This is a genomic window from Tahibacter sp. (genome assembly GCF_032229445.1).
Classification (GTDB): domain Bacteria; phylum Pseudomonadota; class Gammaproteobacteria; order Xanthomonadales; family Rhodanobacteraceae; genus Tahibacter.
Map to the genome: position 1 here is coordinate 39,284 of NZ_JAVTWC010000122.1, position 15,664 is coordinate 54,947.

General features: G+C 67.1%; 18 protein-coding genes. 6 read left to right on the plus strand and 12 right to left on the minus strand.

All coding sequences use genetic code 11. From position 1 onward, the window contains the following. Positions 1-81 precede the first annotated feature (81 nt). Positions 82-1,119 carry a type IV pilus twitching motility protein PilT gene (locus tag RUU78_RS22615; protein ID WP_313920024.1) on the minus strand — a complete coding sequence of 346 codons (1,038 nt, stop codon included), beginning with the start codon at positions 1,117-1,119 and terminating at the stop codon, positions 82-84. A 90-nt stretch (positions 1,120-1,209) separates the two neighbouring features. Between RUU78_RS22615 and RUU78_RS22620 the strand changes: the two genes are divergently transcribed. The 6 genes from RUU78_RS22620 (at position 1,210) to RUU78_RS22645 (ending at position 5,748) form a co-directional block, all read left to right on the plus strand. Then, the gene (locus RUU78_RS22620) at positions 1,210-1,893 is read left to right on the plus strand and encodes a YggS family pyridoxal phosphate-dependent enzyme (protein ID WP_313920025.1); all 684 of its coding nucleotides are present in this window, start codon (positions 1,210-1,212) and stop codon (positions 1,891-1,893) included. A gap of 102 nt (positions 1,894-1,995) precedes the next feature. Beyond that, positions 1,996-2,838, plus strand: coding sequence for a pyrroline-5-carboxylate reductase (gene proC, locus RUU78_RS22625; protein ID WP_313920026.1), 843 nt, complete (start codon positions 1,996-1,998; stop codon positions 2,836-2,838). A gap of 3 nt (positions 2,839-2,841) precedes the next feature. Then, a complete protein-coding gene (locus RUU78_RS22630; RefSeq protein ID WP_313920027.1) occupies positions 2,842-3,417 on the plus strand; it encodes a YggT family protein in 576 nt (191 codons plus the stop codon). Positions 3,418-3,468: 51 nt separating this feature from the next. Further along, positions 3,469-3,912 carry a DUF4426 domain-containing protein gene (locus RUU78_RS22635; RefSeq protein ID WP_313920028.1) on the plus strand — a complete coding sequence of 148 codons (444 nt, stop codon included), beginning with the start codon at positions 3,469-3,471 and terminating at the stop codon, positions 3,910-3,912. Continuing rightward, complete coding sequence (locus tag RUU78_RS22640; RefSeq protein WP_313920029.1) at positions 3,912-4,628, plus strand: histidine phosphatase family protein; 717 nt, start codon at positions 3,912-3,914, stop codon at positions 4,626-4,628. The genes RUU78_RS22635 and RUU78_RS22640 overlap by 1 nt, the downstream gene beginning before the upstream one ends. A gap of 88 nt (positions 4,629-4,716) precedes the next feature. Further along, entirely contained in the window at positions 4,717-5,748 is a 1,032-nt protein-coding gene (locus RUU78_RS22645) for a phosphotransferase family protein (RefSeq protein ID WP_313920030.1), read from the plus strand. A 30-nt stretch (positions 5,749-5,778) separates the two neighbouring features. Here the strand turns inward: RUU78_RS22645 and RUU78_RS22650 are convergent, their stop codons facing one another. The 11 genes from RUU78_RS22650 to RUU78_RS22700 form a co-directional block, all read right to left on the minus strand. Next, positions 5,779-6,750 carry a lipase secretion chaperone gene (locus tag RUU78_RS22650; protein WP_313920031.1) on the minus strand — a complete coding sequence of 324 codons (972 nt, stop codon included), beginning with the start codon at positions 6,748-6,750 and terminating at the stop codon, positions 5,779-5,781. 38 nt (positions 6,751-6,788) lie between these two features. Next, complete coding sequence (locus RUU78_RS22655) at positions 6,789-7,721, minus strand: triacylglycerol lipase (RefSeq protein WP_313920032.1); 933 nt, start codon at positions 7,719-7,721, stop codon at positions 6,789-6,791. 296 nt (positions 7,722-8,017) lie between these two features. Beyond that, positions 8,018-8,536 carry a hypothetical protein gene (locus RUU78_RS22660; RefSeq protein WP_313920033.1) on the minus strand — a complete coding sequence of 173 codons (519 nt, stop codon included), beginning with the start codon at positions 8,534-8,536 and terminating at the stop codon, positions 8,018-8,020. A gap of 204 nt (positions 8,537-8,740) precedes the next feature. Then, complete coding sequence (locus RUU78_RS22665; protein ID WP_313920118.1) at positions 8,741-9,529, minus strand: ABC transporter substrate-binding protein; 789 nt, start codon at positions 9,527-9,529, stop codon at positions 8,741-8,743. Next, positions 9,529-10,119 carry a pyridoxamine 5'-phosphate oxidase gene (pdxH, locus tag RUU78_RS22670; protein WP_313920034.1) on the minus strand — a complete coding sequence of 197 codons (591 nt, stop codon included), beginning with the start codon at positions 10,117-10,119 and terminating at the stop codon, positions 9,529-9,531. Before pdxH ends, RUU78_RS22665 begins: the two co-directional genes overlap by 1 nt. A gap of 41 nt (positions 10,120-10,160) precedes the next feature. Beyond that, on the minus strand, positions 10,161-11,678 hold the full coding sequence (locus tag RUU78_RS22675; RefSeq protein ID WP_313920035.1) for an ATP-binding protein: 1,518 nt from the start codon (positions 11,676-11,678) through the stop codon (positions 10,161-10,163). Further along, positions 11,675-12,175 carry a Rab family GTPase gene (locus RUU78_RS22680; RefSeq protein ID WP_313920036.1) on the minus strand — a complete coding sequence of 167 codons (501 nt, stop codon included), beginning with the start codon at positions 12,173-12,175 and terminating at the stop codon, positions 11,675-11,677. The genes RUU78_RS22675 and RUU78_RS22680 overlap by 4 nt, the downstream gene beginning before the upstream one ends. Next, positions 12,172-13,899 (minus strand): hypothetical protein, encoded by a 1,728-nt coding sequence (locus RUU78_RS22685; RefSeq protein WP_313920037.1) that lies wholly within the window; start codon positions 13,897-13,899, stop codon positions 12,172-12,174. The genes RUU78_RS22680 and RUU78_RS22685 overlap by 4 nt, the downstream gene beginning before the upstream one ends. Before the next feature lie 18 nt (positions 13,900-13,917). Next, entirely contained in the window at positions 13,918-14,580 is a 663-nt protein-coding gene (locus RUU78_RS22690; RefSeq protein WP_313920038.1) for a hypothetical protein, read from the minus strand. Positions 14,581-14,622: 42 nt separating this feature from the next. Then, positions 14,623-15,321 carry a response regulator transcription factor gene (locus RUU78_RS22695; RefSeq protein WP_313920039.1) on the minus strand — a complete coding sequence of 233 codons (699 nt, stop codon included), beginning with the start codon at positions 15,319-15,321 and terminating at the stop codon, positions 14,623-14,625. 42 nt (positions 15,322-15,363) lie between these two features. Continuing rightward, positions 15,364-15,567, minus strand: coding sequence for a dodecin family protein (locus RUU78_RS22700; protein WP_313920040.1), 204 nt, complete (start codon positions 15,565-15,567; stop codon positions 15,364-15,366). Positions 15,568-15,664 lie beyond the last annotated feature (97 nt).

Below are 15,664 nucleotides of genomic sequence, written 5' to 3' on the forward strand. Positions count from 1 at the left end.
AACGCGTTTCGGGAAAACCTTCGCTACCGGCGGACCCGTCCGCCGTTCCGTGCGGGAACGGCAGGCGGATCGCTGCGCCGGCTACTTGAACATTTCCTTACTCTTCGCATAACTCATGGCCTGCGGTCGCGTAACCAGTCCACGTTTCACGAGATCGAGCAGGCACTGGTCCAGCGTCTGCATGCCGTACTGCGCACCGGTCTGGATCGACGAGTACATCTGCGCGACCTTGTCCTCACGGATCAGATTGCGGATGGCCGGTATGCCGACCATGATCTCGTGCGCCGCAATGCGGCCGCCTCCGACCTTTTTCAGCAGCGACTGAGAGATCACCGCGCGCAGCGATTCCGACAGCATCGAGCGCACCATCGGCTTTTCACCGGCCGGGAACACGTCGATGATGCGGTCGACGGTCTTGGCCGCCGAGGAGGTATGCAGGGTCGCGAACACGAGATGACCGGTTTCCGCGGCGGTCAGCGCCAGGCGGATGGTTTCCAGGTCGCGCAACTCGCCGACGAGGATGTAGTCCGGGTCTTCGCGCAGTGCCGAGCGCAGCGCCTCGTTGAAGCCGTGCGTGTCGCGATGCACCTCGCGCTGGTTGATCAGGCACTTCTGCGAGGTGTGAACGAATTCGATTGGATCTTCCACCGACAGGATGTGCGCGTATTCGTTCTTGTTGACGTGGTCGACCATCGCCGCAAGCGTGGTCGACTTGCCCGAACCGGTCGGGCCGGTCACGAGAATCAGGCCCTGCGGCTGCTGGATCAGCTCCTTGAATATCTTGGGGCAGCCCAGGTCTTCCAGCGACAGCACTTCGGACGGAATGGTACGGAACACGGCGCCGGCGCCGCGGTTCTGGTTGAACGCATTGACACGGAAGCGTGCCAGACCAGGGATTTCGAACGAAAAGTCGACCTCGAGAAATTCTTCGTAGTCGCGCCGCTGCTTGTCCGACATGATGTCGTAGACCAGCGAGTGGATCTGCTTGTGGTCCAGCGCCGGGATATTGATGCGGCGCACATCCCCGTCGACGCGGATCATCGGCGGCAGCCCTGCGGACAAGTGCAGGTCCGAGGCCTTATTCTTGACTGAGAACGCCAGCAGCTCGGCAATATCCATGCGCAATCCCCCAAGGCAATTGACGCCGCTGTCCGGCGTGGTCACGGCCGAGTATAGCTCGGCAATTTTCCGTCGGCGCACGCGGTTGAGATGAGTTCTTCCGAAACTGCCTTTACTGGGATCTGCGCCCGGATTGCGCGCGCTGCAGCGCAGCATTCCGCCCCGGTCCACCTGCTCGCGGTCAGCAAGACCAAGCCTGCAGCGGCCGTGCGCGCGCTGGCCGCGCTGGGCCAGCGCCGCTTTGGCGAGAACTACGTACAGGAAGCGCTGGCCAAGCAGCGCGAGTTGTCCGACCTGGCACTGGAATGGCATCTGATCGGTCCGCTGCAATCGAACAAGTGCCGCGAGGCGGCCGAGCATTTCGACTGGTTGCACACGCTGGATCGGCCCAAGCTGATCGCGCCGTTGGCGCGCTGGCGCCCGCCCGCACGCGGTCCGCTGCAGGTGCTGATCCAGGTCAACATCGATGACGAGGCCGCCAAGTCCGGCTGCAGCCCCGGAGAGATCGACGCACTCGCCGCGGCCGTGGCGGATCAACCGGCCCTGCACCTGCGCGGCCTGATGGCGATACCCGCACCGCATGAGGACATGGCGCTGCGCCGCGCGGCGTTTGCGCGCATGCGCGGCCTGTACGACGCGCTGCGCCGCGACCATCCCGCCGTGGACACACTGTCGATGGGCATGAGCGAGGATTTCGAGCTGGCGATCGCCGAGGGCGCCACGCTGGTCCGTATCGGCTCGGCGCTGTTCGGGGCGCGCGCCTCCGCAGCCTGAGTCAGCACGCGCCACGCCACGACCGCTGCAACACACCCGCGATTCCAGTCCGGCGCAGGCCGCGGCTATGCTCGCTCCTCCCCTCGCTCCCTATGGACGCTCATGTCTGACGCACCGGATACCCGCACGCCGCGCATCGCCTTCGTCGGCGGCGGCAACATGGCCCGCAGCCTGATTGGCGGACTGGTGCGACAGGGCACCGCACCTGGGCGCATCGCCGTGGCCGAGCCGAACGCCGCGCTGCGCAGCGCGCTCGCGGCGGACTTCGGCATCGCCGTGCACGCCGACGGCGCCGCCGCGGCGAGCGATGCCGAGGTCATCCTGCTCGCGGTCAAGCCGCAGGTCATGCGTCCGGTCTGCGAGGCACTGCGGCCCGCCGTGCAGGCGAACCGCCCGCTGCTGATCTCGATCGCCGCCGGCATCCGTCTCGACCAGCTCGATGCCTGGTGCGGGGGCGGCGTCGCCGTCGTGCGCAGCATGCCGAACACGCCGGCGCTGATCGGCGCGGGCGCGAGCGGACTCTGCGCGAACGAGCGCGTCAGCGAGACACAACGCCGCGCGGCCGAAACCGTGCTCGGCGCAGCCGGCGTTACCGTATGGATCGACGACGAGCGGAACATGGACGTGGTCACCGCGCTGTCCGGTTCCGGCCCGGCCTATTTCTTCCTGCTCGTCGAAGCGCTGGAAGCCGCTGCCGTCGCCGAAGGCCTACCGCCCGAGGCAGCGCATCTGCTCGCCACGCAGACCGCGCTGGGCGCCGGCCGCATGCTGCGCGAAGACGGCGAGGCGCCAGCCCGACTGCGCGAGCGGGTAACCTCGCCCGGAGGCACGACCCAGGCCGCGCTGGATCGCTTCGCCGCGCGCGGCCTGCGCGAAATCGTCGCCGATGCCGTATCCGCCGCGACGCAACGCGGCCGCGAACTTGCCGCCAGTTCGGGAGACTGAATCATGGGTTTCTTCAGTGACGCGGGGCAGTTGCTCGTGCGGCTGGTATTCGGCATCGCGTTGTTCATCCTGCTGCTGCGCCTGACACTGCCGCTGACGCGGATACGTTTCAACAACCCGATCTGTCAATTTATCTACAAGTTCACGAATCCCGTCGTCGGCCCGCTGGCGCAGATCATTCCGCCGCGCAAGCAGTTCAGCTTCGCCACGGCCGTGCTGCTGGTGCTGGTTGCCGCGATCGAGGTCGTGCTGCTCCTGCTGCTGGCCCGGCTGCCACTGGCGCCGGGACTGCTGCTGCCGGGGATTTTCGGCGGGCTGCTGTATTACGTGCTCGGCACCGCGTTCTGGGCCATCGTGCTGCGCGCGATCATGAGCTTCTTTGCCCCCGACCCGCGAAATCCGGCGATCGAAGTGCTGTACAACCTGACCGACCCGTTGCTGCGCCCGTTCCGCAAGCTGCCGCCGCACTCGGCCGCGCTCGATCTGTCGCCGCTCTATGCGGGCGTGGTGCTGCGCCTGGGCATGCTCGCCGTCTTTCATCTGTTCGGCCCGATCGGCACGGTGATGCTGCCGCTGTAGGCTGTCGCACGCGGTGTAACATCGCCGCGTCGTCTGCGCTGGAGCCATTTCATGAAACTCGCCTACAAGATCAGTCTCTTCGTTGCGACCGCCGTGCTGCTGGCGCTGTTCCCGGCACGCGGCCGCAGCGAGCAGGTGCAGCGGTTCGACCAGTTCCAGGTGCACTACAACGCGTTGTCGGCCGACATGCTGCCGGCGGAAGTCGCGCGCCAGTACCAGTTCGCGCGAACGAGCAAGCAAGGCCTCGTCAACATCGCCGTGCAGAAACTCGACGGCACTCCGGTGGCGGCCCGCATCCGCGGCACAGCGGCGACGCTGGCCGGCCAGCGCACCGACCTGATCATGCGCGAGATCCGTGAAGCCGACGCGGTTTACTACCTCGGCGAATTTCCGGTACGGGGCCGCGACACACTGAGCTTCACGCTCGACATCACTCCCGAAGGCAGCACGCGCAGCTATACGCTGACCTTCCGCAAGAACTACGTGACCGACTGATGCCTGTCCGTGAAACGACTCGCCTGTTGCTGATCCGCCATGCGCAGGCCAGCTTCGGCACCGAGGACTACGATCGTTTGTCTGAGCGCGGACTGCGCCAGGCCGAACTGCTAGCGCAGTGGCTCGCCGCGCAGCCCGAACTCGAGTTCGCCCACGTCGTCAGCGGCGCGCAGCGGCGCCATGCGCAGACCCTGCACGCCCTGCAGGCCGCCGCACACGCGATCGACCGGCCGCTGCCAACCGCCGTCGTCGATGCGGACTGGAACGAGTTCGATCATGAAAGCCTGCTGCGCGGCTACGCCGCCTGGGCAACCGACGATCCTGACCTGCCGGCGCTGCGCGACGGACTCGAGCCCTCGCGCGTGCAGGCATTGCTCGGCCGCGCCTTCCACGCCTGGGGCACCGGTGCGCTCGACCACGCCATGCCCGAGACCTTGCAGACCTTTCGCGACCGCGTGCGGCGCGCGCGTGACCGCGCCGAGACGCATGCCGCGTCGGGTACCGCGCTCGTGGTCAGCTCCGGCGGCGTCATCGCGCGCTGCGCGCAGGCGCTGCTGTCGCTGGACGAAGCCGCGACGATCCGACACAACCTGAGCCTGGCCAATTCCGGCATCGTCGAGTTCGTACGCGAAGACGGCACCTGGCACCTGCGCCGCTGGAGCCATCTGCCGCACCTGGACACCGAGCAGCACCGCGCGTTGCGCAGTTTCTATTGATGGTCGGCCGCGGCAGTCGCCGCGGGCGGTCCGTGTCCTGTTGCGCGCCGGCACCGCCGGCCCTGCCCCCGTCAGCGAGAGCGATGCCATGACGCAAGCGCCCCATCCCGGCTTCGACACCGACGCACTGGCGGTCTATCTGCAGCAACACGTCGACGGTTTCCGCGGGCCGCTGGATGCGCTCAAGTTCAAGGGCGGCCAGTCCAATCCGACCTATCGCATCGATGCGGCGTCCGGCTGCTACGTCCTGAGGAGAAAGCCGCCTGGCAAGCTGCTCGCCTCGGCGCATGCGGTCGATCGCGAATATCGCGTGCTGCGCGCGCTGCGGCACAGTGCCGTGCCGGTCGCCCACCCGCTGCACCTGTGCGAGGACGACAGCGTCATCGGCAGCGCGTTCTACCTCATGAGTTACGTGCCGGGCCGCGTGCACTGGGATCCGTCGTTGCCCGACTTCGCGCCGGCGCAGCGCAAAGCGGTCTATCACGCAGCCGTCGATACGCTGGTCGAACTCGTGCGGCTCGATCCAACCGCCGTGGGCCTCGGCGACTACGGCAGGCCCGGCAACTACTTCGCGCGCCAGATCGCCCGCTGGAGCGAGCAGTACCGTGCCAGCGAAACAGAAACGATTCCTGCGATGGACAGGCTCATCGCCACGCTGCCCAGCACCGCACCCGCCGACGACGGCCGCGTTGCGCTGGTGCACGGCGACTTCCGGCTGGACAACCTGATGTGGTCGGAGCAGCAGGAACTGCTCGCTGTGGTCGACTGGGAATTGTCCACCTTGGGACATCCGCTCGCCGACCTGGGCTATTTCTGCATGGCCCTGCGCCTGCCGCGCAATCCGGTCCTGCCGGGCCTCGCCGGTCTCGACCGCGCGACGCTGGGCATACCCGAGGAAGCCGCGCTGCTGAGCCGATTCGGTGACGCGACCGGCCTCGACCCAGGCAGCGCCTGGCCGTTTCATCTGGCGTTCCATTTCTTCCGCCTCGCCGCGATCGCGCAAGGCGTCATGAAGCGTGCGCTGCAAGGCAATGCGTCGAGCGAGCAGGCGCTTGCCGCGGGTCGCATGGCCGGCACGATCGCGCAGATGGGCTGGGACGTGCTCGACGCGCCAGCCTGAGCGGCGCAAAGCCAGGCGCTGGCGGCAGTTTCAGCGCGGCAGCAGTCCTTCCTCGGCCAGGGTCAGCACGCGACGCCGCTCCGCTTCGCTGAAATCGCCGAGCAAGCGCGCCAGGCGGATCTCGCGCTGCTGCGGCGAGAGGCCGCGATCGGCGAACAATTGCTCGCGCGCCTGCGCATAGGCACGAAGACGCAGCTGCCAGCTCGCTTCCTGCTGGTCCAGTTCCGCCAGACGCACGGCCGCCTCGTCACCCCAGAGTTCGCGCCGCTGCTGCGCGCGCTGCTGCGCCGATGCATCGATCGACGCCAGTTGCCTGCTCTGCGTAACGGCCAGCTGGAAATCCGTGCTCGCCTCGCGTGCCGCCCGCTGCTGTGGATCCTGCTGCACGTCGAGTTCCGCCAGTAGCCGGGCACGTGTCTGCGTATCGAGCGAGGCATTGCGCGCAAGCGCGAGCCGAGCGAGCGTCTGCTCGGCGTAATCCTGTTCCTCGCCGAACCAGGCGCGCGCGAGTTCTACGCCGAATTCGCGTTCGCGCAGCTCCCGCAGCTGCTGCAGATCGGCGCGCAGATCGGCGCTCCGCCCGAGCGCGGCACTCGCACGCTGCAGCTCGACATAGCGATCGAACAGACGCACGACCTCCGCGCGCGCGCTCGCGTCGAGCTGCGGCCGTGTCTGCAGCCAGGCCAGCAGATCGGCGCGGATCTGTTCGGGACTGCGCTCGCCGAGGCGCGCGAGGAAATAGTCGAACAACCGGCGCAACTCGCGATCAGCGACCAGTCGTCCGGCGGCATCGAGGCGCACGCCGCCGTCGACATCGGTGCCGCGCAGCGAATCCTCGCGTGCGGCGGTGCCCGACTGCGGCGGCCGCTGCGCCGCACTGCTCGCGACGACGTCGTGCGGTCGCGGCGCCGTCGCGCGCGGCGTCGCATCCACCCGCGCACCGCCAGCGCGCAGCTCGGCCGGCGGCGGTGCGGACCTGATCCACCACAGGAACAGCAGCAACCCACACAGGGCTGCCGCTGTCGCAATGACGCGCCTGTTCACAACCCGGCGGACTTCAACCGGTTGGCCTGGGCACGCAGCACACTGACCGGATCCGACGCGAACAGGCCGCGCAATGCGAGCACCTGGTTGACCTCGTCCAGATGATTCCAGGCGTAGTCGTCGCGCAGCACGACGCCGAGATGGCTGGAACAGCGCCCGACCAGGCCGTCGTTCGCCTCGAAGCCGTAGAACAGACCACCGGCACCCAGCAATGCGTCGGACGCATCGAAGATGTTGGTCAGCACCGAGGTGCCGCCGATCGAGTAATAGCGCACGCCGTTGACGACGGACGCGCCCTGGCCGCAGCTGCTGGTCGGAATGCCTTGCGGATGCAGCGCATTGAACGCGTTCGATCCGGCGGTGTTGAGTGAAGCCAGCGCGCCGAGCGCGTGCTGCGGATCGCTGTTGCCCGACAGAAACCCGAGGAATCCGCCGAGCGCGTCGACGAAGCCGGCAACCAGCGGCCGCAGCGGCGAACCCGGCGGCAGGGCTGTGTTGAGCGCGTCGGCGACCTTGCTGCCCTTGTGCGGCGCGCCGACCGACGTGATCGACGCGACCAGATCCGGGCGCACCGAGGCGACGTAGCGAATGGTCGGCCCGCCATGGCTATGGCCGATCAGGTTGAACTTGCCGTGGCCGTACAGCGCACGCAGATGATCGAGATCGCGGATCAGCTGCTCGCCGCGCACCGCACTGGAATTGGCCGCCGCGACGCTCGCGACATAGACGGTCGCCCCGCCGGAACGCAGCTGCGATGGAATGCCGTACCAGTAGTCGTAGACGCCGAGCAGACTGTCGAAACCGAGCAGGCCGTGCACGAGCACGATCGGATGGCGGGTCTGGGTATAACCGGACTGCGCCGCGACCGGAGCCACGACGCCAAGACACAACAGGACGCCGAGCAGGCGTCCGCACAGGTGGCGCATCATACTTCCCTCTCCCAAGGGAAGCCGCGGACTCGACCGGTAGTGCCGGCATCAATCCCGAAATCAAGCTCCTGCCGCGCGGATGATTTCCGTCTTCGGCGGGCCGCGAGCGGCCACTTCTGTCAACCGGCGCACACCGCGAGAGTCAGGGCTCTCCCAGCATGACGAACGATGGTTGGATTGCCGGCGCAAGACGCGGCGGCCGGGCGACTCTACACCGCTCAAACGCTGATTTCAAACGTGCGTTTTATAGCGGCCCGGAGAGCGATGCCGAAACGCACAGGCCACGGCCCGTTCGCTTATAGCTGGCGATCCTCGACCACGAACTTCCCGTCGGTCACGAGATGGGCCGTGCCCGTCGCATCAACCAGCCGGAAATTGAAACGTCCCGTGTAGCGCTTGCCCGCCGCACTCTCGACCTCGAACACGTTGCCCGCATGGTCCTTGTCGAGCGTGTATTCGGCGTCGGGATCGCCACCCATCATCTTTACACCCTTGACGAAACGGACATCGCACTCGGCGCGCGAGAACCACTTGCTGTCGAGCTTCATCGGCTTGCCCGCCGCCATGCCGCTGCAGATGATCGACAGCCGATCCACCGGCGTCTTCGGCGGTGGATACGCACTCGCGCCTTGCGTCGTCGCGCTCAACGAGAAGCTGCCGCTTGCATTGCCGACTGGCACGAGCGTGATGCCGTCGTCGTCGCTGACGAAGATGGTGTCGCCGATCCGGGCGCTCAGCGACTGGGGTTCGCTGGCGCTGGCAGCAAAAGAACAGGCAAGCGCAAGAAACAGAATCGTGCCGGGCAGGATTCGCATCGTCGTCTCCAGGTTGTTCGTTCTGAATTACGCAAATCGGCCAAGGAGCATGACACGCCGTCTACGGCGGAGCCGATACGCAGTCCGTGAACGCCAGCTCGTGTCACGCGGGCAGTCAGTCCCGGAAAGATCCATGGCGCCCGCGATCAGCTTTTCGCCTACATTTGAATAATTATTGATTTATAGATTGATCGCCGTTCAGCCTCAACGCCGCGCACACGCCGCAATCCGCGCATGCAACGCATCGAGCCCGTCGAACAGCGCCGCGGGGCCGGGCTGCAGGATGATCGGCGACTTGATCTCGTGGAGTTCGCCGTTGCGTACGGCGGGGATCGCGTCCCAGCCGGGGCGTGCGGCGACGGTTTCGGGGCGGAAGCGTTTGCCGCACCAGGAGCCAAGGATCAGGTCCGGTGCGCGGCGCACGACTTCCTGTCGGTCCGCGATGATGCGGTCGCGTGCGAGCGAGTTGTCGGTGAGCTCGGGGAACGCGTCGTCACCGCCGGCGATGCGGATCAATTCGCCGACCCAGCGGATGCCGCTGATCAGCGAGTCGTCCCATTCCTCGAAATACACGCAGGGGCGTCGAGGCAGTGCGGCGGCCGCGGCGCTGATCGCGTCGATGTGCGCCTGCGCACGCAGCGCGAGGGCTTCGCCGGCGTCGGCGCGGCCGACCATGCCGGCAAGGCGGCGGATGTAGCCGAGTATTCCGGCCACCGAGCGATGGTTGCTGATCCAGACTTCGATACCAGCCTTGATCAGGTCGCGCGCGATATCCGCCTGGATGTCCGAGAAACCGATGACGAGATCGGGCTCGAGCTTGAGGATCTCGCCAATCTTCGCGCTCGTGAACGCCGAGACCTTCGGCTTCTCCTTGCGCGCGCGCGGCGGCCGCACGGTGAAGCCCGAAATGCCGACGATGCGGTCTTCCTCGCCGATCGCGTAGAGGACTTCGGTCGGCTCTTCGGTCAGGCAGACGATGCGCGAGGGGTACATCACGGATACAGCATGCGCTGGCGCCAGCTACCGTCGACGAGTTCGAAGCGCTGGCGTTCGTGCAGGCGGAACGTGGCGCCGTACCAGAATTCGATCAGGTCGGGCCGGACGAGATAGCCGCCCCAGTGCGGCGGCCGCGGCACGTCACGGCCCTCGAACTCGGCGTCATAGGCGGCGATGCGCGCCTCGAAGTCGCCGCGCGCCGGCAGGGTCTGCGACTGCAGCGAAGCCCAGGCGCCGATCTGGCTACCGCGCGGACGGCTCGCGAAATAGGCGTCGGAGTCGGCCGCGGACAATTCCTCGACCGCGCCTTCGACGCGCACCTGGACGCCGTCGCGCAGATGCTTCCAGTGCAGGCACAGCGCGACCAGCGAATTGGCGGCGAGCTCCTGGCCTTTCGCGCTCGTGTAGTTGGTGAAGAAACGCAGGCCGTCCGGCCCCGTGCCCTTGAGCAGCACGATGCGCGAATGCGGCCGGCCACGCGCGTCGACGCTGCTGAGGGTCATCGCGTGGGGCTCCGGATCGCCGCCGGCGGCGGCTTCGGCCAGCAGGGCATCGAGTTCGTTGAGCGCTTCAGGACAGAGGTTCACGGCGTCTCTCCGGCGAAAACGACGATGCTATCACGCAGAATTCAAGGTGCTGTGCCGGTGCTCTGGATCACGCGCGCGAACTGGGCGAAGTCCAGCGGCTTGGTCAGGTAGTGATCGGCGCCCGCGGTCAGCGCAGCCGTCCGCGCCGACTCCGTAGCGCTGGCCGAAAGCGTCACTATGCGGCCTTTGTATCCTTGTGAACGCAACTGGAAGACCGCCGCATTGCCCGACAGCCCGGGCAGCTCCACGTCGACCAGAATGAGATCAGGCACCTGTTGCGCGACCGCGGCGAGCGCCTCCGCGACGCTGCCGGCCTGGCGCGTGCTGACCCCCATGTCGCCGAGCAGCACCTCCAGCAATGCGGCGATGTCCGGATCGTCGTCGACGATCAGCGCAGTCAGGCCGCGCTTGCGCTGCGCCGGCGCGAACTGCGGCAGGCCCGCACCACCCAGCGGCGTCAACGCCACGCGGAACGTGCTGCCCTGGCCCGGTGTGGAGTCGAGTTCCAGCACGCCATTCATGCGCTCGACCAGGCGCTTGACGATGGACAGGCCCAGACCCGCGCCGCGCGAACCGTGCTGCGCACCGCGGTTGAACGGCCTGAAAATCTTTTCCCGCGACGCCGCATCGATGCCCAGGCCGGTATCACTGACCTCGAGCCGCAGCGTGTCGCCGCTCCAGCCCAGGTGCGCGCGCACGTAACCGCGCGCGGTATAGCGCAACGCGTTGGACAGCAGGTTGATCGCGACCTGGCGCAGCTTCACCGCATCGAACAGCGCCTCGGCGGGCGGCGCGACACCGGCGTCGACGACCAGCGCAAGACCCTTCTCCGCCGCGAGCGGACGGAACATCGCATCGAGATCGGCCACGAGTGCAGGCAGATCCAGCATGGCCGGATCGAGCAGGCTTTCACCCGCTTCGCCGCGACCGTATTCGAGCAGGTTCTCGGCCAGCGCGAACAGATAGCTCGCGTTGCGGCGCAGCGCCGACAGCGCCTGCGCGCGCACGGCTCCGCCGTCGCGCTCGAGCAGGTGCAGATAACCGAATATCGACGTCAGCGGCGTGCGGAATTCGTGGCTCAGCGTCGCGAACAGCGCGTTCTTCAGCGCGTTGGCTTCCTCCAGCTGCGCACGCTGCTGTTCCAGTTCGCTCTTGATCTGGCGCAGCCGCGCGAGCGTGCGTGACTTCTCGATGCCGGCCAGCACGGCTTCGTTGCCGAGTTGCTGCTGCCCCTGGGTACGGCCGTGTTCCTCGCGAGCATCGAGCAGCAACAGATGAAATTGTTCGCCATCCGGCACCAGGTGCACATGCATGTGGCGGCCACCGGCGAGTTCAACGAACGGCAGTTCCTGGACCTCGTCCAGCGGCAGGCCCAGGAGCAGGTCCTGCAGCTGCAGCACGAGCCCATCCGTCGCGTCCGCGGCGAGGCCGTGATACGCCACGTCGCCCTGAATGTCCACGAGTCGCCACTGCGCATCGAAAGTCAGCAGCAGGGGGCGCGAGCGGGCGCGCAGCCATTCGTCGAGATACGTTTCGACCGCGGCCGGAAGCGTGCTCATGGCGCGAGCTTCCGCGCGAGTTCGGCGAAGCCGGCCTCGACGCCGTCGCCACTCAGCGCACTGGTCTCGAACACGGCGAGACTGCGGCGGATCTCAACCAGTACCGCCGGCGACGCTTCCCAGCGATCGACGAGATCGAGCTTGTTGACGAACAGTACGCAGGCCGGATCGGCGATGACGTCGCGCGCCTGCATGGCCAGATTCAGCGCCGCGCGCAGGCTGGCCTCGCGCGTGCCGTCGGCGACGAGGATCAGACCGCTCGCGCCGCGCAGGTAATTCTGGTTGAGGTTGTCGAGCACGGCCTTGCCGGCAATGTCCCAGATCACGAGCTTGATGTCGGTCCCGGGTGCCGGACTGACGAGGCGGCTGTCGACCTTGACACCGACCGTGGTCAGGTATTTGTCGGAAAACGTGTTGCGCACAAAGCGCGCGACGAGACTGGTCTTGCCGACGCCGAAGTCGCCGAGCATGCATACCTTGCGTGCGATCTCACTCATTCGTCCTCCGGCGACGCGTCGAGCCACAGACTGACGGCCCGCTCACCGATTGTAGGCGGGTTCGCCGCGGCATCGTCGGTCTCTGTCCGCAGGTCGGCGGCGGGTACCCCAGCGTTGCGCAGTTCGGCGCACAGCCAGCGTGCGCGGCGCCCGCGCAGTTCGCTGTTGGTCGCGCTGGTGCCGGGTTCGTCGTTGTGACCGCGGCACTGCAAGCGCAACGGCTCCTGCAACTGCGGCGAGAGTTCGCGCAGACGCTGCACGCTGGCCAGCAACGCCGACAGTTCGGCCGGATCGCGCTGCTCGGTTTCACGCACGAAATGCACGCGCTGAGTGGGCAGCGCCTGCACCCGGCGATCCCATTCCGCGCGCAGGCCGGCCTGCGCATCGCTCGCAATGTGCAGCAGCGAAGTATCGACGCCCGTCACGCCCACGACGCGCTCGGCCTGCTCGCGTGCGCGTGCCGCCCACGCGGCATCTGCCTCGCCGCTCAGGTTCAGCACACCCGCCTGTACGACGCTCCTGACACCGGCAGGAGGATCCAGCAGCCGGCGCGCGCGTCGCAGGACAATCGCGTCGTCGGTGGAGACGTAGCCACGCAGATCCAGCTGCAGCTCGATGCCCGGTGGCAACAAGGCGCGGATATCCGTGTGCGGCGGCTGTGCGGAGGCGTCGATCAGGCCGCGCACGCGTATGCGTTTGCCGATATCGCCATCGACACGATCCAGATGCAGGCCGGGCCAGTCAGACAAGAGCTGCGTAACAGCGTCGAGACGACCCTGCCACTGCCGCTGGCGCCACTCCCAGCCGAGCAGCAGCGCGAGCACCAACAGGGCGAGCAGCAGCAGCGGCCAGCGGCGCGGCGCCGAAGCACCTTGCGCCGAGGCTTGCGCCACCGCGTCGACGTCGATGCGGTCCAGGCGCAGGCTCTCATGCAGGTGCACCTGCGTCGCCGGCGTCAATTCCTGCAGCGACTGCGGGTAATCGTCGAGCGAGGCATGGATCTGCTCCAGTCGCTCGCGCAGCAAGGTGCGCAGTTCCGCCGGCGGTGCGCCGCGCACGAACGCCGCAAGATTCGCGCGCGGTCCGGTCAATACCCAGACCAGGTGTTCGCCGACGCTGGCCGAGTCCAGGCTGCCGCGATCCTCGCCGTTGCCGACCGAATCGCGCACGAAGTCGCCAATCGCCGTGAGCATGCCGGCGATCGCGTCGGCGTCGAGATCCGGCAGGTCCGGCGCGGACACGCGTGCGATCACGAGACCGCTGTGCCGGTCGATCAGAAACAGGTGATCGAGCCGATAAGGCAGCGCATGGCGCATTGCCACCTGCGCGTACGGCAGGCCCGTGCGCCAGGATTCGATGCGCCAGCGCAGGCCACGCGGCGTGAAACTCGATTCCAGCACGCGATTGAAGTTGTCGTTGAAATCGCGCATCGCCTCTGCGATGGCCTTGCGGATCGCCGGACCTATGACCGGGAACAGCGCTTCCACGATGGTGTGGCGCTGCGACTGCACGGCGGCGCCGAGCGCATCGGCAACGGGGGCGGTAAGCGCCTGGGCGAGTCTGTGGCGACCCTGACCCTGCTGCGCCTCGCGCAGCAGCCGCGGCAGTTGCTGCGGCAGATCGGCGTGGCTTGACTCAAGCGTCGCCACGCGCCGCGCATGCGCGTCCAGCGCGGCAAGCTCGTCACCGACGATCAGCTGCTTGAGGCGTTCATGATCGCCCACGGCGCGCCGGCCGCGCGGTCAGACCGGACCGGGGAGATCGAAATCGCCCTTGAGCCGCAGCGCAACCTCGGTCAGCAGCGCGGCCAGGTCGTCGCGACCGACCTTCTCGCCACGCAGTTCGTCGCGCGAACGCGTCAGCGACTGGGTCAGGCGTCCGGCCTGTTCCTTCAACGCCGCGTCGAGTTCGGCCAATGCCGCGCGCAGGCGTTCCTCGCCGGAAGACAATTCGTGGTTCAGCGCATCGATCGCGGCGGTGAGTTCGCTGCGCTGTGTACGTGCGCTTTGCAGCAGGCGCGTCTCCAGATCGTCCGTCGCCGCGGCGCGGTCGGAAACTTCCTGGCGCAGCGCGCGGCCGATTTTCTCGACCTGTTCGTCGAGACGCTTGTCGAGCTGCGCGAAGCGGCGCTCCTGGTCCTGGCGCAGTCCTTCGAAATCGGCTTCGATGCGCTGGTTGAGTTCCTGGAAGCGACGCTCGTAATCGCGCATCTGGCCGCCGAACAGGATGTCACGGATCTGGTCGACGTTGCGGTCCGCGCCGGCGGGATCGGACGCGGGGGCTTTCTTGTCACTCACTGAATTCTCCATCGCGCCTGCGATAGTCGCCGCGCGATCGCCTGGTGCGGTCGACGTCGCTGCGGCGCTGCGCGTGTTGTCGGCAACCTGCTGACGCTTGCTGGACATGATCGTGCTCTCCACGAAGCGCTGCACCCGACCGCCGTCGTATCACGACTGTTCGAGGCGGTATCCGTGCTGGTAGACCGCGGTCAGGCGCCAGCCGTGTTCGCCGCCGAGCTCGAGCTTCTTGCGCAACCGGCTGACGTGCGTGTCGACGGTGCGCGTAGAGACCTGTGCGCTCATGTTCCAGACATTCTCGAGCAGCGCATCGCGGCTGACGATGCGGCCCTGGCGGCGGAACAGATACGTCGCGAGGTCGAACTCGCGCTGGGTCAGCTCGATGTCGCGCCCTTCGATCGCTACGCGGCGGCGCATCAGGTCGATGTGATACGGCGGGATCGTCAGGTCGGTGCTGGCCTCCGTGTCCACGCCGCGCCGGCGCAGTACGGCGGCCACGCGCGCGAGCAACTCGGCCTGCTTGGGCGGCTTGACGACATAATCGTCACCGCCGCTTTCCAGTCCCTTGACGATGTCCTCGTCGAGCGAACGCGCAGTCAGGAAGATCACCGGCAGTTCCGCGTTGGTGGAGCCGCGAATCCAGGCCAGCACATCCAGTCCCGTCGCGTCCGGCAACATCCAGTCCAGCAGCAGCAGATCCACCGCCTCGATACCCAGGCGACGCCGGAATTCGTTCGCGCTGCGGAATACGCGCGGCGTGTAGCCGGCGCGTTCAAGCCACAGGGAAATCAGCTCGGCCTGATCAGCATCATCCTCGAGAAAGCCGATGACAATTTCATGCTTGCTCATGCAGCGGCTTCCCGCGCAAGCCTCCGGCCCATTCCCCGCTCCTTATTCGACAACGAAGTTCACGCGCATGTTGACCCGCCATTCCGTGACCCGCCCCTCGTCGTCGGTGACCACCTTGATCTCGTTGACCCAGGCGCCCTTCAGGTTCTTGACCGTGGTAGCGACCTTGAGCAGTCCCGACTGGACCGCATCGTCGATGCTCTTGGGGGAAGACGAACTGACTTCAATGACCTTGGCAATGGACATGACGGCTCCCTATCTGGGCCAGGCACTGGCGGTGAATGAGTTTCCGTGTTTGTGCGGCGGGGAGTGTAGCAGTATGCAACGGCACTGCCACCGCGGC